We start from the raw sequence: 19136 nt of genomic DNA, 5'->3' as shown, positions 1-19136 counted from the left end.
GGTCCCCGCGCGGGGCGACGCGAGCCGGTCGCGGTGCGCTCCGTAGGATCGGCCCGTGCTGGTCCTCCTCCCGCCGTCCGAAGGCAAGTCCGTCCCCCGGCGGGGTCGTCCGCTCGACCTGGGCACGCTGTCGTTCCCCGAGCTCACCGCCACGCGGCGCCGGATCGCGGACACGCTCGTCGAGCTCTGCAGCAGCGACCCCGACAAGGCCGCCGACGTCCTCGGGCTCGGACCGACCCAGGCCGACGCCCTCGCGCGCGACGCCACGCTGTGGACCCAGCCGACGGCACGGGCGGACGCGGTCTACGACGGCGTCCTGTACGCCGCGCTGGACCTCGGCACGCTCGACCCGGCCGCACGGCGACGCGCGAGCCGGTCCCTGGCGTTCGCGAGCGCGCTCTTCGGACTCGTGCGGCCCGCCGACCGGATCCCGGCGTACCGGCTCTCGGGCAACGTGACGCTTCCCGAGCTCGGCACGATCGCCAGCCAGTGGCGCGACCAGCTCGGGCCGGTGGTGGCCGGGGTGGTCGGGTCGGGACTCCTGGTCGACCTGCGGTCCTCGACGTACGCGGCGCTGTGGAAGCCGGACGGGCCGAAGGAGCGGATCGCGACCGTGCGCGTCCTGCACGAGTCGGTCGGGCGGCGCACCGTCGTGAGCCACTTCAACAAGGCGACGAAGGGGCGCATCGTGCGGGCGCTCCTCGCCGAAGGCGCCTCGCCTCGTACGGTGTCCGCCCTCGCCGACGTCCTGCGGGACCTCGGCTGGACCGTCGAGCAGCACGGGAGCCGTCTCGACGTCGTGGTGACCGAGGTCTGACGCCCCCGCCCCGTCCCCGATTTGTGCAGGAAATCAAGGAACCTCTGACCGGATTCCTTGACCAGCTGCACGAATCGGGGACGAGACCGTCAGTCGGGGACGACGTCGTACGCGCGGAGCGTCGCGATGCCGTCGGGCCAGATGCGCACCGTGCTCACCGAGGCCGGCTGCAGCTCGAGCCGGTGGATCACCGGCATCGGCGCATCCAGGGCCAGCCGCACGAACATCTTGATCGGCGTCACGTGGCTCACGAGCACGACGTGCTTGCCGCCGTACGACGCCACGAGCCGCCGCTGCAGCTTCTGGATGCGCGCGAAGACCGTGTCGTACGACTCCCCGCCCGGGGGCGCGACCGACGTCGAGCGGAGCCACGCGTCGAGGCCGTCGCCGTCGCGCTCCTGCACCTCCGCGAAGGTCAGGCCGTCCCAGTCGCCGAACGCCGCCTCGATCAACCCGTCCTCGACGACCACCTCGACGCCGAGGTCGTTCGCGAGCACCTCGGCGGTCTCGCGGCAGCGGCGCAGCGGTGAGCTGAGGACCGCGTCGACAGCGTCCGCGCCCTCGCGCGACACGTACGCCGCTGCGCGGTGCGCCTGTGCCCGACCCACGTCGTTCAGGCCCGGATCGGCCCCGCCCGCTCCCGAGAACACCTTCGCGAGCGTGCTGTCGGTCGCGCCGTGGCGGACCAGGGTCAGCGTGGTCGGAGGGTCCGCGAGCGGGTCGCGCCAGCCGACCATCGGGTTGCGCGCACCCTGGCGCGCGTCCGTGGCACCGTCCGGCGCGGCATCCCCCGCAGGACGGACCGCGTCCCCTGTGGAACGCCGTGCGGGCTTGCCCGCCGCCGCGTCGAGCGCGTCGTTGAGGATGGCGTCCGCGGCCTTGTTGCGCTCGCGGGGCACCCAGGTCCACTCCACGTCCGACGGAGCCAGCTCACGCGCGCGCCGGGCGAGCGGCACCATGTCCGGGTGCTTGACCTTCCAGCGGCCCGCCATCTGCTCGATGACCAGCTTGGAGTCCATCCGGACCTCGACCTCGGCCCCGGGCGCGTGCTCCGCGGCGAGCTCGAGCCCGGCGATGAGCCCGCTGTACTCGGCGACGTTGTTGGTCGCGATCCCGATCGTCTCCGCCCGTTGCGCGACGACCTCCCCGGTGTCCGCGTCACGCAGCACCGCTCCGTACGCCGCCGGCCCGGGGTTGCCGCGCGAGCCGCCGTCGGCCTCGATGACGACCCGCCGCGGTGCGCTCACAGACCGGACTCGGTGGTCCGGACGAGGATCCGGTCGCACTCGGGGCAGCGCAGCACCTCGTCGCTCGGCTTGCCGGCGATCTCGCGCAGGTCGGCACCGTTGATCTCGAGCCGGCACCCCTCGCAGCGCTTGTGCCGCAGCGCGGCCGCACCGACGCCGCCGTGGCTGGCGCGGACCTTCTGGTAGAGCGTGAGCAGCGGCTCGGCGACCCGGCTGACCGCCGCGCCCCGCTCGGCCCGCACCGCCTCGGCGGACGCGTCGATCTCGCTGGTCGACTCCTCGAGCGCCGCCACCTCGTCGGCGATGCGCGCGTCGAGCGAGGCCAGCGCGTCGGTCGCCGCGGCGAGCTCGGTCTGGGCCGCCTCCAGCTCCTCCATCACCTCGAGCTCGTCGTCCTCGAGAGAGGCGATGCGCCGGTCGAGCGCGACGATCTCGTTCTGCAGGCTCTGGAGGTCCTTCGGGCTGGTGACCTGCCCCGAGTCGAGCCGCGTCTGGTCGCGGTCGCGCCGGGCGCGGACGTTGGCGACCTCCTGGTCGGCCTTGGTCTGGTCGGACGTCAGGTCCGCGACCGTGGTCTGGGCCCGCACGCTGCGCGCGTGCACCGACTCGCGCTCCTGGCGCAGCTGCTCGAGCGTCGCGACCTGGGGCAGGTTCTTGCGGCGGTGGGCGAGCTGCGACAGCTGCGAGTCGAGGCCCTGGACCTCGAGCAGGGCGAGCTGGTCGAACGGGTCAGCTTTCAGCGTGGGCTCCTCTGACGGGTACGGACGGGTGCGCGCGTACCGCTGGACATGACCGGGGCTCCACCGTATTACTCCGACCACCCGAGGTGCGACGTCCACGGGTCGGTGACGACGGTCGAGACCTGGACCTGCACCGTACTCCCCTGCGCGTCGAGCCAGCCGCGCAGCCGGTCGGCCAGCACCGGGAGCCAGGTCCACTCCGCGGCCCAGTGCGGCACGTCGACGACCGCCGGGGCGTCGGGGTGCTCGCGCAGCTCGGACACGGGGTGGTGCCGCAGGTCCGACGTGAGGTACGCGTCGACGCCGGCGGCGCGCGCACGGTCGAGCAGGAAGTCTCCCGAGCCGCCGCACACGGCCACTCTGCGCACGGTCGCCTCGGGATCTCCCGCGACCCGCGCCGCGCTGTGGTGCGCCGGCAGCGCGGCGACGACCTGCGCGACGAACCGCGACAGCGGCACCGGCTCCACGAGCGTCCCGACGCGACCGCTCCCCCGGCCCTCGTCCGCGACGTCGGCCATCTCGGTGACCGTGTAGGCGACCTCCTCGTACGGGTGCGCGGCCCGGGCGGCCGCGAGGACGGCGCCGCGCAGCCGGCGCGCGGCGACCATCTCGATCCGCGTCTCCTCGACGTGCTCGACCGCGCCGATCCCGCCGATCGCCGGCGAGGCGCCGTCTCCCGGACGGAACGAGCCCGTGCCGTCGGTGACGAACTGGCACCGGTCGTAGTCGCCGACCGCGCCTGCTCCCGCGTCGTGCATCGCCGCGGCGACGCGCTCGGCCGCCTCCCGCGGGGCGTAGACCACCCACGCGTCGAGCGGGTCGACCGGGTCGGCGTCGAGCGGGACGAGGTCGGTGAGCCCGATCGCCCGGGCGAGCGAGTCCGAGACGCCGAGCGCGGGCGAGTCTGCGTTGGTGTGGCAGGTGTGCAGCGTGATCCCGTGGCGGACGAGGTCGGTGACCACGCGGCCCTTCGGCGTCGTGGCCGCGACCGAGTGCACGCCCTTGAGGAGCAGCGGGTGGTGCGTGACGACCAGGTCGGCCTCGTACGCGACCGCCTCGTCGACCACCGCGCGGACGGGGTCGACGGCGAGGAGGATCCGACGCAGCGGCGTGTCGGGGTCGCCGACCGACGTCCCCACCGCGTCCCAGGAGTCGGCGTGGCCCGGCGGGTACCACGTGTCGAGCAGGCTGATGACGTCGCGCACGTGCAGGTCGCTCACGCCCGCCACCCTACGACTCCGGCGTCGTGCGTCCGTACAGGCTGGGGCACCACGTCGTCGCCCCCAGGTCGCGGACGACGTCGGCCCGGAGGAACACGCGGTGCCCGCACACGTCGGCCACCTCGCGGTAGCGGGTCGCCACGGCGTCGTCGAACGCCGCGGTGTCGATGCCCCACCACGTGAAGGAGCCCATCTCGACCAGCCACTCCGGCGCGTGCGCCCCGTCGAGCAGCGCGGTCATCTGCTCGAGGTCGGGGTCGCGCACGCGGACGGGCAGGCTCCAGGAGTACGGGTACGGGGCATACAGCCCGGCCACCCGCAGCACCTGCGGAGACCCGTACGCGACGAGCCCCGCGTCGCCGGCCACCGCCCGCTCGCGGATCCACTCGCCCACGGCCGTCCCGCTCGACGGGCGCCCCTGGACCGCGGCCGGTGCGAGCCACAGCACGCCCACGAGCGTCGAGACCAGGGTCAGCCCGACGGTCACCCGCACGACCCGCACGAGTCCGCTGCGGATCGCGAGCGCGGCGCCGAGGCTCAGCGGGAGGGCGAGCTGCAGCGCGTAGTGGCGCCACCAGGAGCCGCCCCCGGCGATGCCGACGACCGCGTACGCCGCGACCGCCAGCGTGGCGACCGCGATCGGGCGACGACGCTCGCGCACCCCGGCCCAGACGGTGACCGCGGCGAGGAAGACCGCTCCGCTGCCGAGGAGGGCGAGCGCGAACACCCGCATCCGCGCCTCCGGGCCGACGGTGCTCGAGCCGAGGATCACCCCGACCGCCTGCTCGCGGAAGCCGTACATCGCCTCCCAGAGCGCTCCGACGCCAGGACCTGCCGCGGCCCACCACAGCGTCGCGAGCAGCGGCAGCGCCGCCCCGGCGGCGCAGGCCGCGGCGAGCTTCCACCCGCGACGGCCGACCAGGAGCCACAGCACGGCGGCGAAGACGAACCCGTCGGCGAAGTTCTGCTTCATCATCAGCGCGGTGGCCCCGGCCACGCCCGCGGCCGCCGCCAGGGATGCCCGGGCACGCGGCGTCGTCGCCTCGTACGTCGCGGCGAGCGTCAGCGCGACGCACACCGTGACGAAGGTGACCGCCGGCATCGCGGTCATCAGGCGAGGCCCGCTGAAGACGGGCGTCGAGGTCACCGCCGCCATGACGAGCGACGCGGCGAGAGCACCACGGGCGCCGCCGACGACCCGCCCCGCGAACCACGCCGCGGCCACGGCGACGAGGGCGAGCACGAGCGCGACCAGCCGGAGCGCGACCCGGTCGCCCAGCAGGCCCGACCCGAGATCGGCCAGGCGGAAGAGCACGAGCAGGCCGGGCGGGCGGTCGACCCACTGGTTGCCGTACAGCGAGCCGTCGGTGGTGCCCCACTGGTGCGCGACGAGGAGGAAGCCGCCCTCGTCGGAGGACAGCGGCGACCACACGTAGGGCAGGCGGAACAGGGCCGTCAGCGCCAGGACGCCGACGAGCACCGGACCGCGACCTGACTCGGCCCACCGCACGACGTCACGCGGCGCCCCTGCGCCCCGGCGTCGCGCCGACTGCACGACCTCGCTGCTCAGTACTCGATCACGACGCGACCGTCGATCCTCCCGTGCTCCATCTCGTCGAAGATGTCGTTGATCTCCCCGAGCTCGCGCGTGGTCACCGTCGGGTGGATCAGGCCGCGGGCGTAGAAGTCGAGGGCCTCCGCCATGTCCTGTCGCGTCCCGACGATGCTGCCACGCAGGGTCAGGCCCTTGAGGACGACGTCGAAGATCGGCGTGGCGAAGTCGCCGGGCGGCAGACCCACGAACGAGATCGTGCCCCCGCGCTTGGAGAACCCGATGGCCTGACTGAACGCCGCGGGGCTGACCGCCGTCACGACGACGCCGTCGACGCCGCCGATCTCGTCCTGGATCCGCGCGACCGGGTCCTCGCTGCGGGCGTTCACCACGAGCTCGGCGCCATGTCGCGTCGCGAGCTCGAGCTTGTCGTCGGCGACGTCGACGGCCACGACCCGCATCCCCATCGCACGGGCGTACTGGACAGCGACGTGGCCGAGCCCGCCGATGCCGGAGATCGCGACCCACTGTCCGGGGCGTGCCTCGGTCGTCTTGAGGGACTTGTAGACGGTGACGCCCGCGCAGAGCACCGGCGCGACCTCGACCGGGTCGGCACCGGCGGGGATGCGCGGTGCGTACGTGGCGTCGACCAGCATGTGGTCGCCGAACGAGCCGTTGACCGAGTAGCCGCCGTTCTTCTGCTGAGGGCACAACGTCTCCCACCCCGAGCGGCAGAACTCGCACCTCCCGCAGGCGGACCAGAACCACGCGTTGCCGACGAGGTCGCCCGGACTCAGGTCGTCGACGCCCTCGCCGACCGCCACGACCTCACCGACGCCCTCGTGGCCCGGGATGAACGGGGGTTCGGGACGGACCGGCCAGTCGCCGTGCGCGGCGTGGAGGTCGGTGTGGCACACGCCCGTCGTCAGCACCCGCACGAGGGCCTCGCCCGGCCCGGGCACGGGGAGCTCCCACTCCTTCACCTCGAGCGGAGCGCCGAAGCTCGTGACGGTGGCAGCGCGCATCGCGTCGGACATCGACGGTCCCCCTGTGTCGTCGCGGATCCTCCCACGAGACTAGTCGCGCCGAGGGTCGGACGCAGTGACCGTCGACCGAACGTTCGGCGACGTCGCAGCGACGGCCCGGAGTCGGGCCGCGGGATGAGGTGGGCGCAGAGGGGATCGAACCCCCGACCGCCTCGTTGTAAGCGAGGTGCTCTACCGCTGAGCTATGCGCCCGGAAACGCCCGCGATGGTCCGCGTGCGGCGCCTCACACTACCCGATGGCACCGCCGGCTGAGGACAGAGGCGTGGCCGCTGGCGTCTCGGGTCACCAGCGGCCACGCGTTACTCAGTCTTGCACAGATCCAGGGCTGCGCGGGAGGTCATGCAGAGATTTCCTCCAGTGCCCCGAGGTAGCCCGAGAGGTCGCGCGCGTCGGGGAGACCGTTCTCGATCTTCCAGCGCACGACACCCTCCTCGTCGACCAGGAAGCTGCCGCGGAGCGCGCACCCGCGAGCCTCGTCGAACACGCCGTACGACGACGCGACCGCACCGTGCGGCCAGAAGTCGCTCAGCAGGGAGAAGCTCAGCTTGTCCTGCTCCGCGAACGCGCGCAGCGCGAACATCGGGTCGCAGGAGACGGCGAGCACCTCGGCCCCGAGGTCGTTGAACGCCGCGAGGTTGTCGCGGAGCTCGCACAGCTCACCGGTGCAGATCCCGCTGAACGCGAACGGGTAGAAGACGACGAGCGTCTTCTTGCCCTTGCGCGCCGACAGCGACACCTCCTCGCCGTGCTGGTTCTTGAGGGTGAAGTCCGGGGCGGGGGTACCGATCTCGATCGTCATGGAGGGAAGTCACTCGCTCTCGTCCGTGGGGGTCAGCCGACGCTTGAGGACCTTGCCGGTCGCGTTGCGCGGCAGCTCGTCCACGAAGCGTACTTCGCGCGGAACCTTGTAACGAGCGAGGCGTTCGCGGACGTGCGCCTTCAGCTCGTCCTCGCTCGCCGCGGCTCCCGGGCGCAGCGCCACCCACGCCGCCAGGCGGTGCCCGAACTCGGCGTCCTCCACGCCCACGACGGCGACCTCGAGCACCGCCGGGTGACGCGCCAGGCAGTCCTCGACCTCCTGCGGGTAGACGTTCTCGCCGCCGGAGACGATCATCTCGTCGTCGCGACCCTCGACGAAGAGCAGCCCGTCGCGCAGCGTGCCGACGTCACCGGTCGACATCAGCCCGTCGCGGACCTCCTTGCCGGTGCCGTTGGTGTAGCCCTCGAACGGCAGGCCGTTGCGGACGAAGATGCGCCCTTCCGACCCCGACGCCGGCCGCCCCTCGCCGTCGTACAGCGCGACGACCGTCCCGATCGGCGGTGCGCCCGCCGTCCCGGGGTGGGCGCGCAGGTCCGCCGGGCGCGCGATCGTCGCCCAGGCGCACTCGGTCGACCCGTAGGTGTTGTAGAGGTTGTCGCCGAACTGGTCCATCCAGGCCGTGGCGAGGTCGCCGGGGAGCGCCGAGCCGCTGGCGGCGACCACCTTCAGCCCGCTCAGGTCGTACGTGTCGAGCTCGTCTGGCGGCAGCTGGAGCGCGCGCTGGAGCATCACCGGGATGACGACCGCCGCGTCGCACCGCTGCCTCGCGAGGGTCTCGAGGAAGTCGCGCGGCTCGAAACGGCGACGCAGCACGAGCGTCGAGCCGAGCAGCATCGCGAGGTTGAGATGGCCCCAGCCCCACGTGTGGAACAGCGGAGCGGCCACGTGCACGGTCATCCGGGCGCGCAGCGGGATCCGCGACAGCAGCGCAGCCCCGGCGCTGATCGAGCCCGAGCCCCGGCTCGCGCCCTTCGGCGCACCGGTGGTGCCCGAGGTCAGGATGACCGAGTGGCCCTCGCGGCTGGGGACGGGCGGCTCCGTCCCCGGGTGGTCGGCCACGAGTGCGGCCACCGACCGCGGGGTCGGCGTGTCCGTCCAGGCGACGACCCGCACGACGTCGGACGGCACCGCCTCCACCACCTCGCCGAACTCCTCGTCGTGGACCACGACGCGCGGCTTCTCCCGCTCGAGCAGCTCGCGCGCCTGGGGGCCGGAGAAGGCGGTGTTGAGGTAGAGCACGTCCGCGCCGAGTCGGCCGACCGCGATGGCGGTGATGATGAACCAGCGGTGGTTGCGGGCCATCAGCGCGACCCCGTCGCCCTCGCCGACGCCGAGGTCGGCAAGACCGCGGGCGAGCGCGTTGGCCTGCGCACCGAGGTCGGCGAAGGTGATCGAGCCCAGGTCGTCGTGGACCGCGACCGCGTGCGGGGTCCGCGCGGCCAGCGACGCGTAGCCCCCGGCGAGGCCGGTGCCCCAACGGGCGAGCGACCGCCCGACGCCGACCAGGGCGCGCGGGCCGTACGGACGGACGACGCCGGAGGTGGCGAGCGTCGCGAGGGTCAGCGCTGCGGCTCCGGCACGGTGGTGACCAGGGCCGCGGAGCTCGTTCGTCATGGCAAACCTCGGGGAGTCGGCGACACGTGCTCGCATTGTAACCATGAGTTACATCTAGCGGGACGTGTCGTCTCCCCGCGCCGCCCCGGACGGGCCGACGCGTGCGGCTGCGACCTCAGCGCTTGTGCGTGGACAGCTTCGTGGCGGCCCAGTCCGGGCCCGCGGACGCGGTCGTCGTCGTGGACAGGCCCGCGATCGGCGCGGCCTCCGCGATGTCGCCGTTGTCGACGTAGCCCGGCCGGCCGACCTTCGGCGTCAGCAGCCAGACGGTCCCGCCCTCGACCAGGTCCTGGAGCGAGTCCATCAGCGCGTCGGCCAGGTCGCCGTCGTCTTCTCTCCACCAGAGCACGACGCCGTCCACGACCTCGCCGTAGTCGCCGTCCACCATCTCGCTGCCGATGCGATCCTCGATCGCCTCACGGAGCGCGTCGTCGACGTCCTCGTCCCAGCCGAGCTCCTGGACGACCATGTCGGGCTTGAAGCCCAGACGGTCCCCATGCCCCGGACGGTCCGCGTCCTGCGCGGTGGCGCTCACCGATGCCTCCCCAAGTGATGTGCTTCCCCAGGCTTCCTCCTGCCTAGGCGCCACACACTAGCGGCTCTCGGCCCGTCGGGGGCAGGGAGCGCGCCAGAGTCCCGCCAGGTCAGCCGGTACGGGAGGCTACTCGCGGGTACTGGAACGCGGTGGAAGGATGGAGAGTGGACGGCAGGCGACCCACCGGAAGCCGCCGAACACCGCCGCTGCGCACACCCGGCGCAGTCGCGATCTGTGCGAGAGAAGGATTCGAGAAGTGGCCCAGTCACCCGAGCGGCCCCCCGTCATCCACGAGGGCCTCCCGTCCCAGCTCCCCGACATCGATCCGGACGAGACCACCGAGTGGCTCGACTCGTTCGACGAGATGATCGACGAACGCGGACGTGGCCGCGCGCGCTACGTGATGCTGCGCCTCCTCGAGCGGGCACGTGAGAAGCAGGTCGGAGTGCCGGCGCTCACCAGCACCGACTACATCAACAGCATCCCGCCCGAGCGCGAGCCGTGGTTCCCCGGCGACGAGGACGTCGAGCGACGCATCCGCGCCTACATCCGCTGGAACGCCGCCGTCATGGTGTCGCGGGCCAACCGCCCCGGCCTCGGCGTCGGCGGCCACATCGCGACGTACCAGTCCGCCGCGAGCCTGTACGAGGTGGGCTTCAACCACTTCTTCCGCGGCAAGGACCACCCCGGTGGCGGCGACCAGGTCTTCATCCAGGGCCACGCCTCCCCCGGCATCTACGCCCGGGCGTTCCTCGAGGGGCGACTCACCGAGGAGCAGCTCGACAAGTTCCGCCAGGAGGTCAGCCACGGCCGGGGCAAGGGGCTCTCGTCGTACCCGCACCCGCGGCTGATGCCCGACTTCTGGGAGTTCCCCACCGTCTCGATGGGTCTGGCGGCGCTCAACTCGATCTACCAGGCGCGGTTCAACCGCTACCTCCAGAACCGCGGCATCAAGGACACCAGCGAGCAGCGCGTCTGGGCGTTCCTCGGCGACGGCGAGATGGGCGAGCCCGAGTCCCTCGGTGCGATCGGCCTGGCCGCCCGCGAGGAGCTCGACAACCTCACGTTCGTCATCAACTGCAACCTCCAGCAGCTCGACGGCCCGGTGCGCGGCAACGGCAAGATCATCCAGGAGCTGGAGTCGACCTTCCGCGGTGCCGGATGGAACGTCGTCAAGGTCATCTGGGGCCGCGAGTGGGACGACCTGCTCGCCCGCGACGTCGACGGCGTCCTCGTCAACCAGATGAACCGCACGCCGGACGGCCAGTTCCAGACGTACTCGATCGAGGACGGCTCCTACACCCGCGACCACTTCTTCGGCGCGGACCCGCGACTGCTCAAGATGGTCGAGCACCTCACCGACGACCAGATCTCCAAGCTGCCGCGCGGCGGTCACGACTACCGCAAGGTCTACTCGGCGTTCGAGGCCGCGATGAACCACACGGGGCAGCCGACCGTGATCCTCGCGCAGACCATCAAGGGCTGGACGATCGACGCGCTGGAGGGCCGCAACGCGACCCACCAGATGAAGAAGCTCACCAAGGCCGACCTCAAGAAGTTCCGCGACCGGCTCTACCTGCCGATCAGCGACGAGGAGATCGACGGGTCCGACCTCGCGCCGTTCTACCACCCGGGCGAGGACTCCGACGAGATCCAGTACATGCGCGAGCGCCGCCGCCAGCTCGGTGGCTCGCTGCCCAAGCGCGTGATCCGGTCGAAGCCGCTCGAGCTGCCCGGCGACGCGACGTACGCGGAGCTGCGCGGCGGGTCCGGCAACCAGCCGATCGCGACGACGATGGCCTTCGTCCGCCTGCTGCGCAACCTCATGCGCGACAAGGGTGTGGGCTCGCGCGTGGTGCCGATCGCTCCGGACGAGTTCCGCACGTTCGGCATGGACTCGATGTTCCCGACGGCGAAGGTCTACAACCCGCACGGCCAGTCGTACGAGTCGGTGGACCGCAAGATCCTCCTCGCGTACAAGGAGTCGACCGCGGGCCAGCTCCTCCACGAGGGCATCAGCGAGGCCGGCGCCGTCGCCTCGATGACCGCGGCCGGGTCGGCGTACTCGACGCACGGCGAGCCGATGATCCCGGTCTACATCTTCTACTCGATGTTCGGGTTCCAGCGGACCGGCGACTCGCTGTGGGCGATGGCCGACCAGCTCTCGCGCGGCTTCCTCGTGGGCGCCACGGCCGGCCGCACGACGCTGACGGGCGAGGGCCTGCAGCACGCGGACGGCCACTCCCCGCTGCTCGCGCGGACCAACCCGGCGGCGATCCACTACGACCCGGCGTTCGGCTTCGAGATCAGCCACATCGTCCAGCGCGGCATGCAGCGGATGTACGGCTCGACCGAGGAGCACCCGCACGGCGAGGACGTCTTCTACTACCTCACCGTCTACAACGAGCCGGTCGTCCAGCCCGCCGAGCCTGAGGGTCTCGACGTGGAGGCGCTCCTCAAGGGCATGTACCGCTACCGCGAGGCGCCCGAGCGCGGCGAGGACTCGCCGCAGGCGCAGATCCTCGCCTCGGGTGTGGCCGTGCCGTGGGCGCTGGAGGCGCAGCAGATCCTCGCCGACGAGTACGACGTCCGGGCGCACGTGTGGTCGGTCACGTCGTGGAACGAGCTCGCCCGTGACGCGGACGCCGCCGAGCGCGCGACGTTCAACGCTCCCGGCGACGAGCCGGCGCAGCCGTTCGTCACCCGGGCGCTGGCCGACGCGCGTGGTCCTGTCCTGGCGGTCAGCGACTACATGCGCGCCGTCCCGGACCAGATCGCCCGCTGGGTCCCGCAGGCGTGGACGTCGCTGGGTGCCGACGGGTTCGGCTTCGCCGACACCCGCGCCGCCGCGCGCCGGTACTTCCAGATCGACACCGCGTCGATCGTCGTGGGCGTCCTCGAGGCCCTCGCCGCCGCCGGCGAGGTCAAGCCCGAGACCGCCGCGGAGGCGTACGCGCGCTTCCAGATCGACGACCCGACCGCGGTCGCCGGCGTCCCGCAGGAAGGCAGCGACGCCTGACGTACCGGAGACGAGGGGTGACCACCGACGCACAGAACGTTCGCCGGGGGTTCACCCCTCGTCCTCTAGAATGTCTCCATGGCTCCCCGTGACGACTCGACGCTCGACGCTGCCACGACGGGGTCCGTGAGCCCGCCGGCACCTGGGTCGACCCTCGTCGAGACCGAGGCGCCGGTCGTCCAGCGGACGCCCGCGTGGGTGCGGGTGCTGCGCTGGCCCTACACCTTCCTGGTGGTCTTCTCGGTCGTCGTCGGCGTCTTCACGATCTGGGCGTCCTACTACCTCGACCTCCCGATGCGCGACCCCGAGGGCTTCCTCGGCCCGGCGTACGTGCGCCTGCCCGCGCTCGGGCTCCTCTTCATCGGCGGTGGCCTCGCCGTCCAGGCCTTCCTGCAGACCAAGAGCTTCCGCGGGCTGTGGTCGCGCGCGGTGACGATCGTGCGCACGGAGTGGAGCTGGGGCCGGCTCGTCCACGCCGCGCTCGGCCTGATCGCGTTCTACGTCTCCTACGTGAGCTACCGCAACCTCAAGAGCTTCCTGCCGATCGTGCGCGAGGACGTGCTGCACGACGCCGACCTGATGAAGATCGACCACTGGCTCTTCTTCGGGCACTACCCCGCGCTGCTGCTCCACGACCTGCTCGGCACGGGGTTCATCGCGCTGATCCTGTCGACGATCTACGTCTCCTACCTGATGCTCGTGCCGGTCTCGCTGGCCGCGGTTCTCGTGCTCAACAAGAACCTCTCGCTGGGCGCCTGGTACGCGACGGCGCTGAGCCTCAACTGGATCCTCGGGGCGGCGAGCTACTACCTCGTCCCGACGCTCGGCCCGGTGTTCGCCAACCAGTCCCTCTTCGCCGACCTGCCCGGCGACAGCGGCGTGGCGGCGCTGCAGCGCTCGCTCGCGCACGCCCGCTACGACGTCCTGAGCGACCCGTGGGCGACGGAGAAGATCCACGGCATCGCGGGCTTCGCCTCGCTCCACGTCTCGGTGGTGCTCACCGCGTGCCTGTTCTTCAGCATCGTCGGGCTCAACAAGTGGCTGATGCGCGCGCTCTGGGTCTACTTCACCGGCACCGTGCTGGCGACGATCTACTTCGGCTGGCACTACGTGGCCGACGACTTCGGCGGCGCGCTCATCGCGGTCCTGTCGATCGCGATCGGCGCCGCGGTGACCGGCAACCGGGGCTACCGCAAGAAGCGCAAGCTCGAGCGCCAGGCGCAGGAGGCCGAGCTCGAGGCACCGTCGGTCTGACGGCGTCGTACGCCGTCGGCCGGCGGAGCGCCTCCCTCGCGAGTCTCGTTAGCCGGCGGCGCCGAGGTCGTCGGTCGTGAGGTCGACGACCGCGGCCGCGGCCTCGACGGAGTCCTGCGCCCCGTCGACGCGTGCCCCGCTCTTGAGGATCGCCCTCCAGTGGCGCGGCCGGAAGGTCGCCGGCGGCGCGCTGTCGACGAAGCGCGTGAGCACCTCGACGAACAGCTCGGGCTCGTCCTTGTGCGGGAAGTGGCCGGAGTCGGGGAACAGCTCGACGACGGTGTGCGGGGAGCGACGCTGGGCCGCGAGCGCGTGCCGCGGCGGGATGACCACGTCGCCGACACCCCAGATCAGGCAGAACGGGATGACCTCGGCCAGGTAGGCGCGGTCCTTCATCGTGATGCGCTGTCCGCGCCAGTCCACCACGTGGCTCGTCACGGCCCGCACGGCTGCCCGAGCGCCGGGGTCGCACAGCAGCCGGTAGACGTCGGCGACCTCGTCGAGGTCGCGTGTGTACGGCAGGCCCGAGCGGGCGAGACCACGGAGGACGGTCCGGACCGGGCCGCGCAACGGCGGGAGGGTCGCTGCTCCGAGGCCGAGGCCCGCACCCGGAACGGTGAGCAGCCGGATCAGCGGCGAGACGTCGGTGCCGAGCCCTCCCGGGGCGACGAGGCAGATGCGCTCGGTCCGCTCGGGGTACTGGTAGGCGAACTGCATCGCGACCCCGCCCCCGAAGCTGTGGCCGACGACGGTCACCCGGTCGATCTCCAGGTAGGTCAGGAGGTCGCGCATCGCGTTGGCATAGCCGCCGAGCGAGTAGTCCGCGCGCGGCTTGTCCGACTCCCCGTGGCCCAGGAAGTCCGGGACCACCACCGTGAACCGCTCGGCAAGGCGCGCGGCCACCGGCAGCCAGGTCGTCGAGTCGCAGCCGAGCCCGTGGAGGAGCAGGAGCGCCGGGCCGGACCCGGCGAGCCGGTACGCGCGGCGGTAGCCGTGCAGGGTGACGAACCGCGTCTCCAGGTCACCTGGGATCGGGTCGTCCATCCGGGGGGCTCCTCCGTGCTGGGAAGTCGGGCCAGGATACCGGCCGTCGACCAGCGCTGCACCTACCCTGGGCCTTGTGACCCCGGAGACGCGTGAGCGCTACGCACAGGTGCTGGACAAGGCGTCCGGCGACCTGACCACCGCCGCGATCGCGACCATGGAGCGCGACCTCGAGTGGTTCAACGAGCTCGACGCCGAGCACCGCTCGTGGATCTCCCTCATCGCGCACGCCGGCATCGCGCAGTGCGCGGAGTGGCTGCGGACGGGCGCGTCCCCGCTGGACGTCACCGCCACCGTCTTCGGCGCGGCCCCCCGCGCCCTCACGCGCCACGTGACACTGCACCAGACCGTGTCGATGGTGAAGACCACGATCGAGGTCATCGAGCGCCACATCGAGGTGCTCTTCCCCGCGGAGGACGCCCTGGAGGTCCGGCGCGCGGTCTCGACGTACGCGCGGGAGGTCGCCTTCGCGACGGCGGACGTCTACGCCAGGGCGGCGGAGTCGCGCGGGCAGTGGGACGCGCGGATGGAGGCGCTCGTCGTCGACGCCGTGGTCCGCGGCGAGCCGGAGGAGGTCATCCGGTCGCGGGCAGCGGCGCTGGGCTGGGAGGCGGAGGGCCGCGTGACCGTGCTGGTCGGGTCCGCGCCGCCCCCGACGGCCGGCGACGACGGCGTGGTCGAGGAGGTACGCCGCCGCGCGCGCGGTGCGGGCATGGCGACCCTGACGTCCGTGCAGCTCGAGCGCCTCGTCGTGCTCCTCGGCGACGTCACCGACCTCCAGGACGCCGGCGCGGCCGTCGTGGACGCCTTCGGGGAGGGCGCCGTGGTGATCGGGCCGGCCGTGGACCACATCGCCCACGCGCACCGCTCGGCACGGGCGGCGCTGGCAGGCCTCCGAGCCGCCCGGGGCTGGCCGGGCGCGCCGCGACCGGTCCGTGCCGACGACCTGCTCGTGGAGCGCTCGCTCGCCGGTGACGGGCACGCGCGGCGCACGCTGGTGGACCTCGTCCACACGCGCCTCGCGGACACCGACCCGACCCTGCACTCGACGCTGACCACGTTCCTCGAGCTGGGAGCGTCCGTCGAGGCCGCTGCGCGGAGGCTGTTCGTCCATCCCAACACCGTGCGCTACCGTCTACGGAAGGTCCGCGAGGCCACCGGGCTGGATCCGCTCAATCCGCGTGGCGCGTACACCCTCAGGGTCGGTCTGACGCTCGGCGGCCTGCTCACGGCGCCCGACGAGGCCAGAATCCACCGCCAGTTGTAGGAACCCCACAACTGCCTCAGGCAATTTTGGGTCGAGTCCGCTTCGTGATTGGCCTGTTCGGCGAGGCAATGTTGACCACGTGCTCGCGATACGCCATCGCGATCGACGCTGACGGAGCACCGCTCCCCGCCGCAACGGCCGGGGATCCGACCTACGCGGATCGGAGTGGACCGCCAGCAGAGATCGGGACGACGTCTCGCGCGGCAGTCGCGAGAGCGACGACAACGGGGGTCGTCATCGCCGTACGCCGACGGTGACGGACCGCGCGACGAGCACCGCCTCGCAGGGGCGTTCGGGGGTCGCCCTTGCGAGTTCGTCGGCCGCACCCGCACCGGGTGCGGCCGACGAACCCGGCCGTCGTCGCCCGCGACCGGGCCTCCAGCACCGTCTCCCGCCGAGGATCGCATGCACCCGTCCGATGCGTCCGTGGTCGACGAGCTGGGAGCGATCCTCGACCAGATCGCCCCCGACGCCGATCGCACGACGCTCAGCCTGTCGTCGTCGTTCACCGACGACCTCGGTCTGGACCGCCTCGCGCTGGTCCAGCTGTCGCTCGGCATCGAGGAGCGGTTCGGCTTCCCCGTGCCGGACGCCGATCTCGTGGCGCTCCGCACGGTCGGGGACGCCGTGGCGTACGTCGAGCACCGGCTCGCGACCCTCTGAGTCCTGCTCCCCCGACCGCCGGCGTGTCCTCTGTGGCGTCATTTGTCATGATGGAGGCCGACCAGCGAGAAGGGGCGCCTGGATGGATCTGAGCAAGGAGACCGCGGACGGAGCGCGCAACCGTCTCGCGGTCAAGATCGTGCTCGGTCTGGTCGCGGCAGGCGTGGCGATCGGTCTCCTGATGGGGTTCGCCGGGGCGTCGGCCATCCGCGCGCTCGGGTTCAAGGCGGATCCGCCGGCCGAGCCGGTCGCCAGCTCTCCGACCTCCGAACCCACCGACGAGCCCGAGACGGAGCCCACCACTCCTGCCCCGACGACGCCGGGCCCGTCGCCCGCGAAGAAGGAGCCGGCCTTCCGCGCGAGCAGCGACAAGGTGAGCCCTGGTGAGCGCATCGAGTTCAGCGGCCGCGCGCCCGGGCTCGGCTCCGGCGCGACGTTGCAGGTCCAGCGCAAGGAGGCCGACGGAGACTGGTCGGACTTCCCCGTCACGCTCGAGACCCGGAAGGGCGGCACGTTCTCCACGTGGATCGTGACGAGCAGGACGGGCCGCTGGGACTTCCGGGTGGTCGGCGAGGGGTTCTCCTCCCCCACCGCCACCGTCGAGATCGGCTGAGTCGGCTCTCAGCCGACCTGGTGGAGCCAGCGCACCGGCGCGCCGTCACCGGCGTACCGGAACGCCTCGAGCTCGTCGTCCCACGGGCGACCGAGCAGGAGCCCCAGCTCGTCCTCGAGCGTCGCCGTCCCGAGCGACGCCTTCGCCATCGCCGCCTTGAGCCGTTCCTCGGGCACCATGATGTCACCGTGCAGGCCGATCACCGCGTGGAAGACACCGAGGGACGGCGTCGACGAGAAGCGCACGCCCTCGCTGCGGGACGTCGGCTCCTCGGTGACCTCGAACCGTAGACGGTCCCAGCCGCGCAGGGCCGACGCCAGCGTGGCCGCGAGCCCCGCACCGCCCTGCCAGGAGACCTCGCACCGGTAGGTGCCCTGCTCGGCAGGCTGCGGCGACCACGCCAACGACGCGGGCGCGCCAAGGACGCCGGCCACCGCCCACTCGACGTGCGGGCAGAGCGCCGACGGCGCGGAGTGGACGTACAGGACACCCCGGGTGGCGTTGCTCATCAGTGCCTCCTGGATCGAGATCCGCCTTCCCCAACGTCCTCGACGGCAGGCACTGCCCCTCATTGTGCCGCATCGTGGCCCACCGCACCACGGCTCGGCGTGGATCGCGTCGCGCTGCGTGGAAGGATCGACGCGTACGCACCCGCGCTCGAGGAGGATCCCGTGAAGGTCGCCATCGCCGGAGGACACGGCAAGATCGCCCTGCTGCTCGCTCGCCAGCTCGCCGACGCGGGCCACGAGGCCGTCAGCCTGATCCGCAAGCCCGAGCAGTCCGACGACGTCCGCGCGGCGGGCGGCACTCCTGTCGTCCTGGACCTCGAGAACAGCACCGCGACCCAGGTGGCTGAGGCGCTCGCCGGCTGCGACGCCGCGGTGTTCGCCGCCGGGGCCGGACCCAGCTCCGGAGCGGCCCGCAAGTGGACCGTCGACCGCGACGGCGCCGTCCTGCTCGCGGCGGGCGCCCAGCTCGCAGGCGCGTACCGGTTCGTCGTCGTGTCCTCAATGGGCGCCGGCCAGGGCGACGCCGAGAGCGACGACGTCTTCCAGGTCTACCTCGCCGCCAAGGGCGAGGCCGACGACGCGGTGCGCGAGAGCGGGCTGGACTGGACGATCGTGCGCCCGGGGCAGCTCACCGACGACCCGGGCACCGGCCGCGTGACGGTCGGCGAGCACGTCGGCCGAGGGGCGATCCCTCGTGCGGACGTCGCGGCGGTGCTGGTCGCCGTCCTTGACCGGCCGTCGACCGTGCGGACGACGTTCGAGCTCGTCGGCGGCGACACCCCGGTCGGCGAGGCGCTCGAGGCGCTGCCGTCCGGGCCGCTGGTCTGACCCCGGGTCCCGTCAGGAGCGGATCGTGGCGAGCGCCGACACGACGTACTCGCGCGCCCGCGCCTTCCCGGTGAAGGCGACCTTCATGCTGGCGTCGTCGTCGCCGGCGCCCACGACCGTCACCTGGTGGCTGACCGCGAGGATCTCGGCGCCACCCTCGGCGGCGACGGTGTCCTGGAGCCTGCCGGCGACCTCCGCCATCGCGGCCGCGATGCTGGCGCTCGGCGACGACACCGCGTAGACGAGCGCCGTGCCCGGGGCGTCGGAGGGGTCGTGAGGCATCGACATCGCTGCTCCTGAGGCGTCGTGGGATCGTCCGGGCCCAGCATGGCAAACCGCGGCCGCGC

General features: G+C 72.5%; 18 protein-coding genes and 1 tRNA gene. 7 read left to right on the top strand and 12 right to left on the bottom strand.

Features of this window, described 5'->3' with window-relative positions; translation table 11 throughout:
* Window positions 1-55 precede the first annotated feature (55 nt).
* Window positions 56-817 (top strand): peroxide stress protein YaaA, encoded by a 762-nt coding sequence (gene yaaA, locus ACQSSQ_RS07265; RefSeq protein WP_431326361.1) that lies wholly within the window; start codon window positions 56-58, stop codon window positions 815-817.
* Between the two features lie 89 nt (window positions 818-906).
* Here the strand turns inward: yaaA and ACQSSQ_RS07260 are convergent, their stop codons facing one another.
* From ACQSSQ_RS07260 to ACQSSQ_RS07220, 9 genes are all read right to left on the bottom strand, one after another.
* A complete protein-coding gene (locus ACQSSQ_RS07260; protein WP_431326360.1) occupies window positions 907-2064 on the bottom strand; it encodes a bifunctional RNase H/acid phosphatase in 1158 nt (385 codons plus the stop codon).
* Window positions 2061-2903, bottom strand: a complete 843-nt coding sequence (locus ACQSSQ_RS07255) for a zinc ribbon domain-containing protein (protein ID WP_431326359.1) — start codon at window positions 2901-2903, stop codon at window positions 2061-2063. Before ACQSSQ_RS07255 ends, ACQSSQ_RS07260 begins: the two co-directional genes overlap by 4 nt.
* Window positions 2873-4024 (bottom strand): Nif3-like dinuclear metal center hexameric protein, encoded by a 1152-nt coding sequence (locus ACQSSQ_RS07250; protein WP_431326358.1) that lies wholly within the window; start codon window positions 4022-4024, stop codon window positions 2873-2875. The genes ACQSSQ_RS07255 and ACQSSQ_RS07250 overlap by 31 nt, the downstream gene beginning before the upstream one ends.
* A gap of 10 nt (window positions 4025-4034) precedes the next feature.
* Window positions 4035-5579 carry a hypothetical protein gene (locus ACQSSQ_RS07245; RefSeq protein ID WP_431326357.1) on the bottom strand — a complete coding sequence of 515 codons (1545 nt, stop codon included), beginning with the start codon at window positions 5577-5579 and terminating at the stop codon, window positions 4035-4037.
* An 11-nt stretch (window positions 5580-5590) separates the two neighbouring features.
* A complete protein-coding gene (gene adhP, locus ACQSSQ_RS07240) occupies window positions 5591-6613 on the bottom strand; it encodes an alcohol dehydrogenase AdhP (protein WP_431326356.1) in 1023 nt (340 codons plus the stop codon).
* A 129-nt stretch (window positions 6614-6742) separates the two neighbouring features.
* Window positions 6743-6814: transfer RNA gene (locus ACQSSQ_RS07235), tRNA-Val, on the bottom strand.
* Window positions 6815-6960: 146 nt separating this feature from the next.
* A complete protein-coding gene (locus tag ACQSSQ_RS07230) occupies window positions 6961-7422 on the bottom strand; it encodes a peroxiredoxin (protein ID WP_431326355.1) in 462 nt (153 codons plus the stop codon).
* A 9-nt stretch (window positions 7423-7431) separates the two neighbouring features.
* The gene (locus ACQSSQ_RS07225) at window positions 7432-9057 is read right to left on the bottom strand and encodes an AMP-binding protein (protein ID WP_431326354.1); all 1626 of its coding nucleotides are present in this window, start codon (window positions 9055-9057) and stop codon (window positions 7432-7434) included.
* A 115-nt stretch (window positions 9058-9172) separates the two neighbouring features.
* Complete coding sequence (locus ACQSSQ_RS07220) at window positions 9173-9592, bottom strand: DUF3052 domain-containing protein (protein ID WP_431326353.1); 420 nt, start codon at window positions 9590-9592, stop codon at window positions 9173-9175.
* 256 nt (window positions 9593-9848) lie between these two features.
* On the opposite strand from ACQSSQ_RS07220, the gene aceE reads away from it, so the two are divergent.
* Both aceE and ACQSSQ_RS07210 read left to right on the top strand, forming a co-directional pair.
* Complete coding sequence (aceE, locus tag ACQSSQ_RS07215) at window positions 9849-12611, top strand: pyruvate dehydrogenase (acetyl-transferring), homodimeric type (RefSeq protein WP_431326352.1); 2763 nt, start codon at window positions 9849-9851, stop codon at window positions 12609-12611.
* Between the two features lie 78 nt (window positions 12612-12689).
* Entirely contained in the window at window positions 12690-13865 is a 1176-nt protein-coding gene (locus ACQSSQ_RS07210; RefSeq protein ID WP_431326351.1) for a phosphatase PAP2 family protein, read from the top strand.
* 48 nt (window positions 13866-13913) lie between these two features.
* Here ACQSSQ_RS07210 and ACQSSQ_RS07205 read toward each other — a convergent pair whose 3' ends face one another.
* A complete protein-coding gene (locus tag ACQSSQ_RS07205; RefSeq protein ID WP_431326350.1) occupies window positions 13914-14909 on the bottom strand; it encodes an alpha/beta fold hydrolase in 996 nt (331 codons plus the stop codon).
* Window positions 14910-14985: 76 nt separating this feature from the next.
* Between ACQSSQ_RS07205 and ACQSSQ_RS07200 the strand changes: the two genes are divergently transcribed.
* The 3 genes from ACQSSQ_RS07200 to ACQSSQ_RS07190 all read left to right on the top strand — a co-directional run bounded on the left by ACQSSQ_RS07200 (window position 14986) and on the right by ACQSSQ_RS07190 (window position 17452).
* Window positions 14986-16176 carry a PucR family transcriptional regulator gene (locus tag ACQSSQ_RS07200; protein ID WP_431326349.1) on the top strand — a complete coding sequence of 397 codons (1191 nt, stop codon included), beginning with the start codon at window positions 14986-14988 and terminating at the stop codon, window positions 16174-16176.
* Between the two features lie 405 nt (window positions 16177-16581).
* Entirely contained in the window at window positions 16582-16839 is a 258-nt protein-coding gene (locus ACQSSQ_RS07195) for an acyl carrier protein (protein WP_431326348.1), read from the top strand.
* Between the two features lie 82 nt (window positions 16840-16921).
* Window positions 16922-17452 (top strand): hypothetical protein, encoded by a 531-nt coding sequence (locus ACQSSQ_RS07190; protein WP_431326347.1) that lies wholly within the window; start codon window positions 16922-16924, stop codon window positions 17450-17452.
* An 8-nt stretch (window positions 17453-17460) separates the two neighbouring features.
* On the opposite strand, the gene ACQSSQ_RS07185 is transcribed toward ACQSSQ_RS07190, so the two are convergent.
* Window positions 17461-17961, bottom strand: a complete 501-nt coding sequence (locus ACQSSQ_RS07185; RefSeq protein WP_431326346.1) for a DUF3145 domain-containing protein — start codon at window positions 17959-17961, stop codon at window positions 17461-17463.
* A gap of 162 nt (window positions 17962-18123) precedes the next feature.
* On the opposite strand from ACQSSQ_RS07185, the gene ACQSSQ_RS07180 reads away from it, so the two are divergent.
* Window positions 18124-18789 carry an SDR family oxidoreductase gene (locus tag ACQSSQ_RS07180; protein ID WP_431326345.1) on the top strand — a complete coding sequence of 222 codons (666 nt, stop codon included), beginning with the start codon at window positions 18124-18126 and terminating at the stop codon, window positions 18787-18789.
* Window positions 18790-18801: 12 nt separating this feature from the next.
* On the opposite strand, the gene ACQSSQ_RS07175 is transcribed toward ACQSSQ_RS07180, so the two are convergent.
* Entirely contained in the window at window positions 18802-19077 is a 276-nt protein-coding gene (locus ACQSSQ_RS07175; protein ID WP_431326344.1) for a hypothetical protein, read from the bottom strand.
* Between the last annotated feature and the right edge of the window lie 59 nt (window positions 19078-19136).

This window comes from Mumia spirodelae, assembly GCF_050632745.1.
GTDB lineage: Bacteria > Actinomycetota > Actinomycetes > Propionibacteriales > Nocardioidaceae > Mumia.
This window is presented reverse-complemented; position numbering and strand designations above follow the sequence as displayed.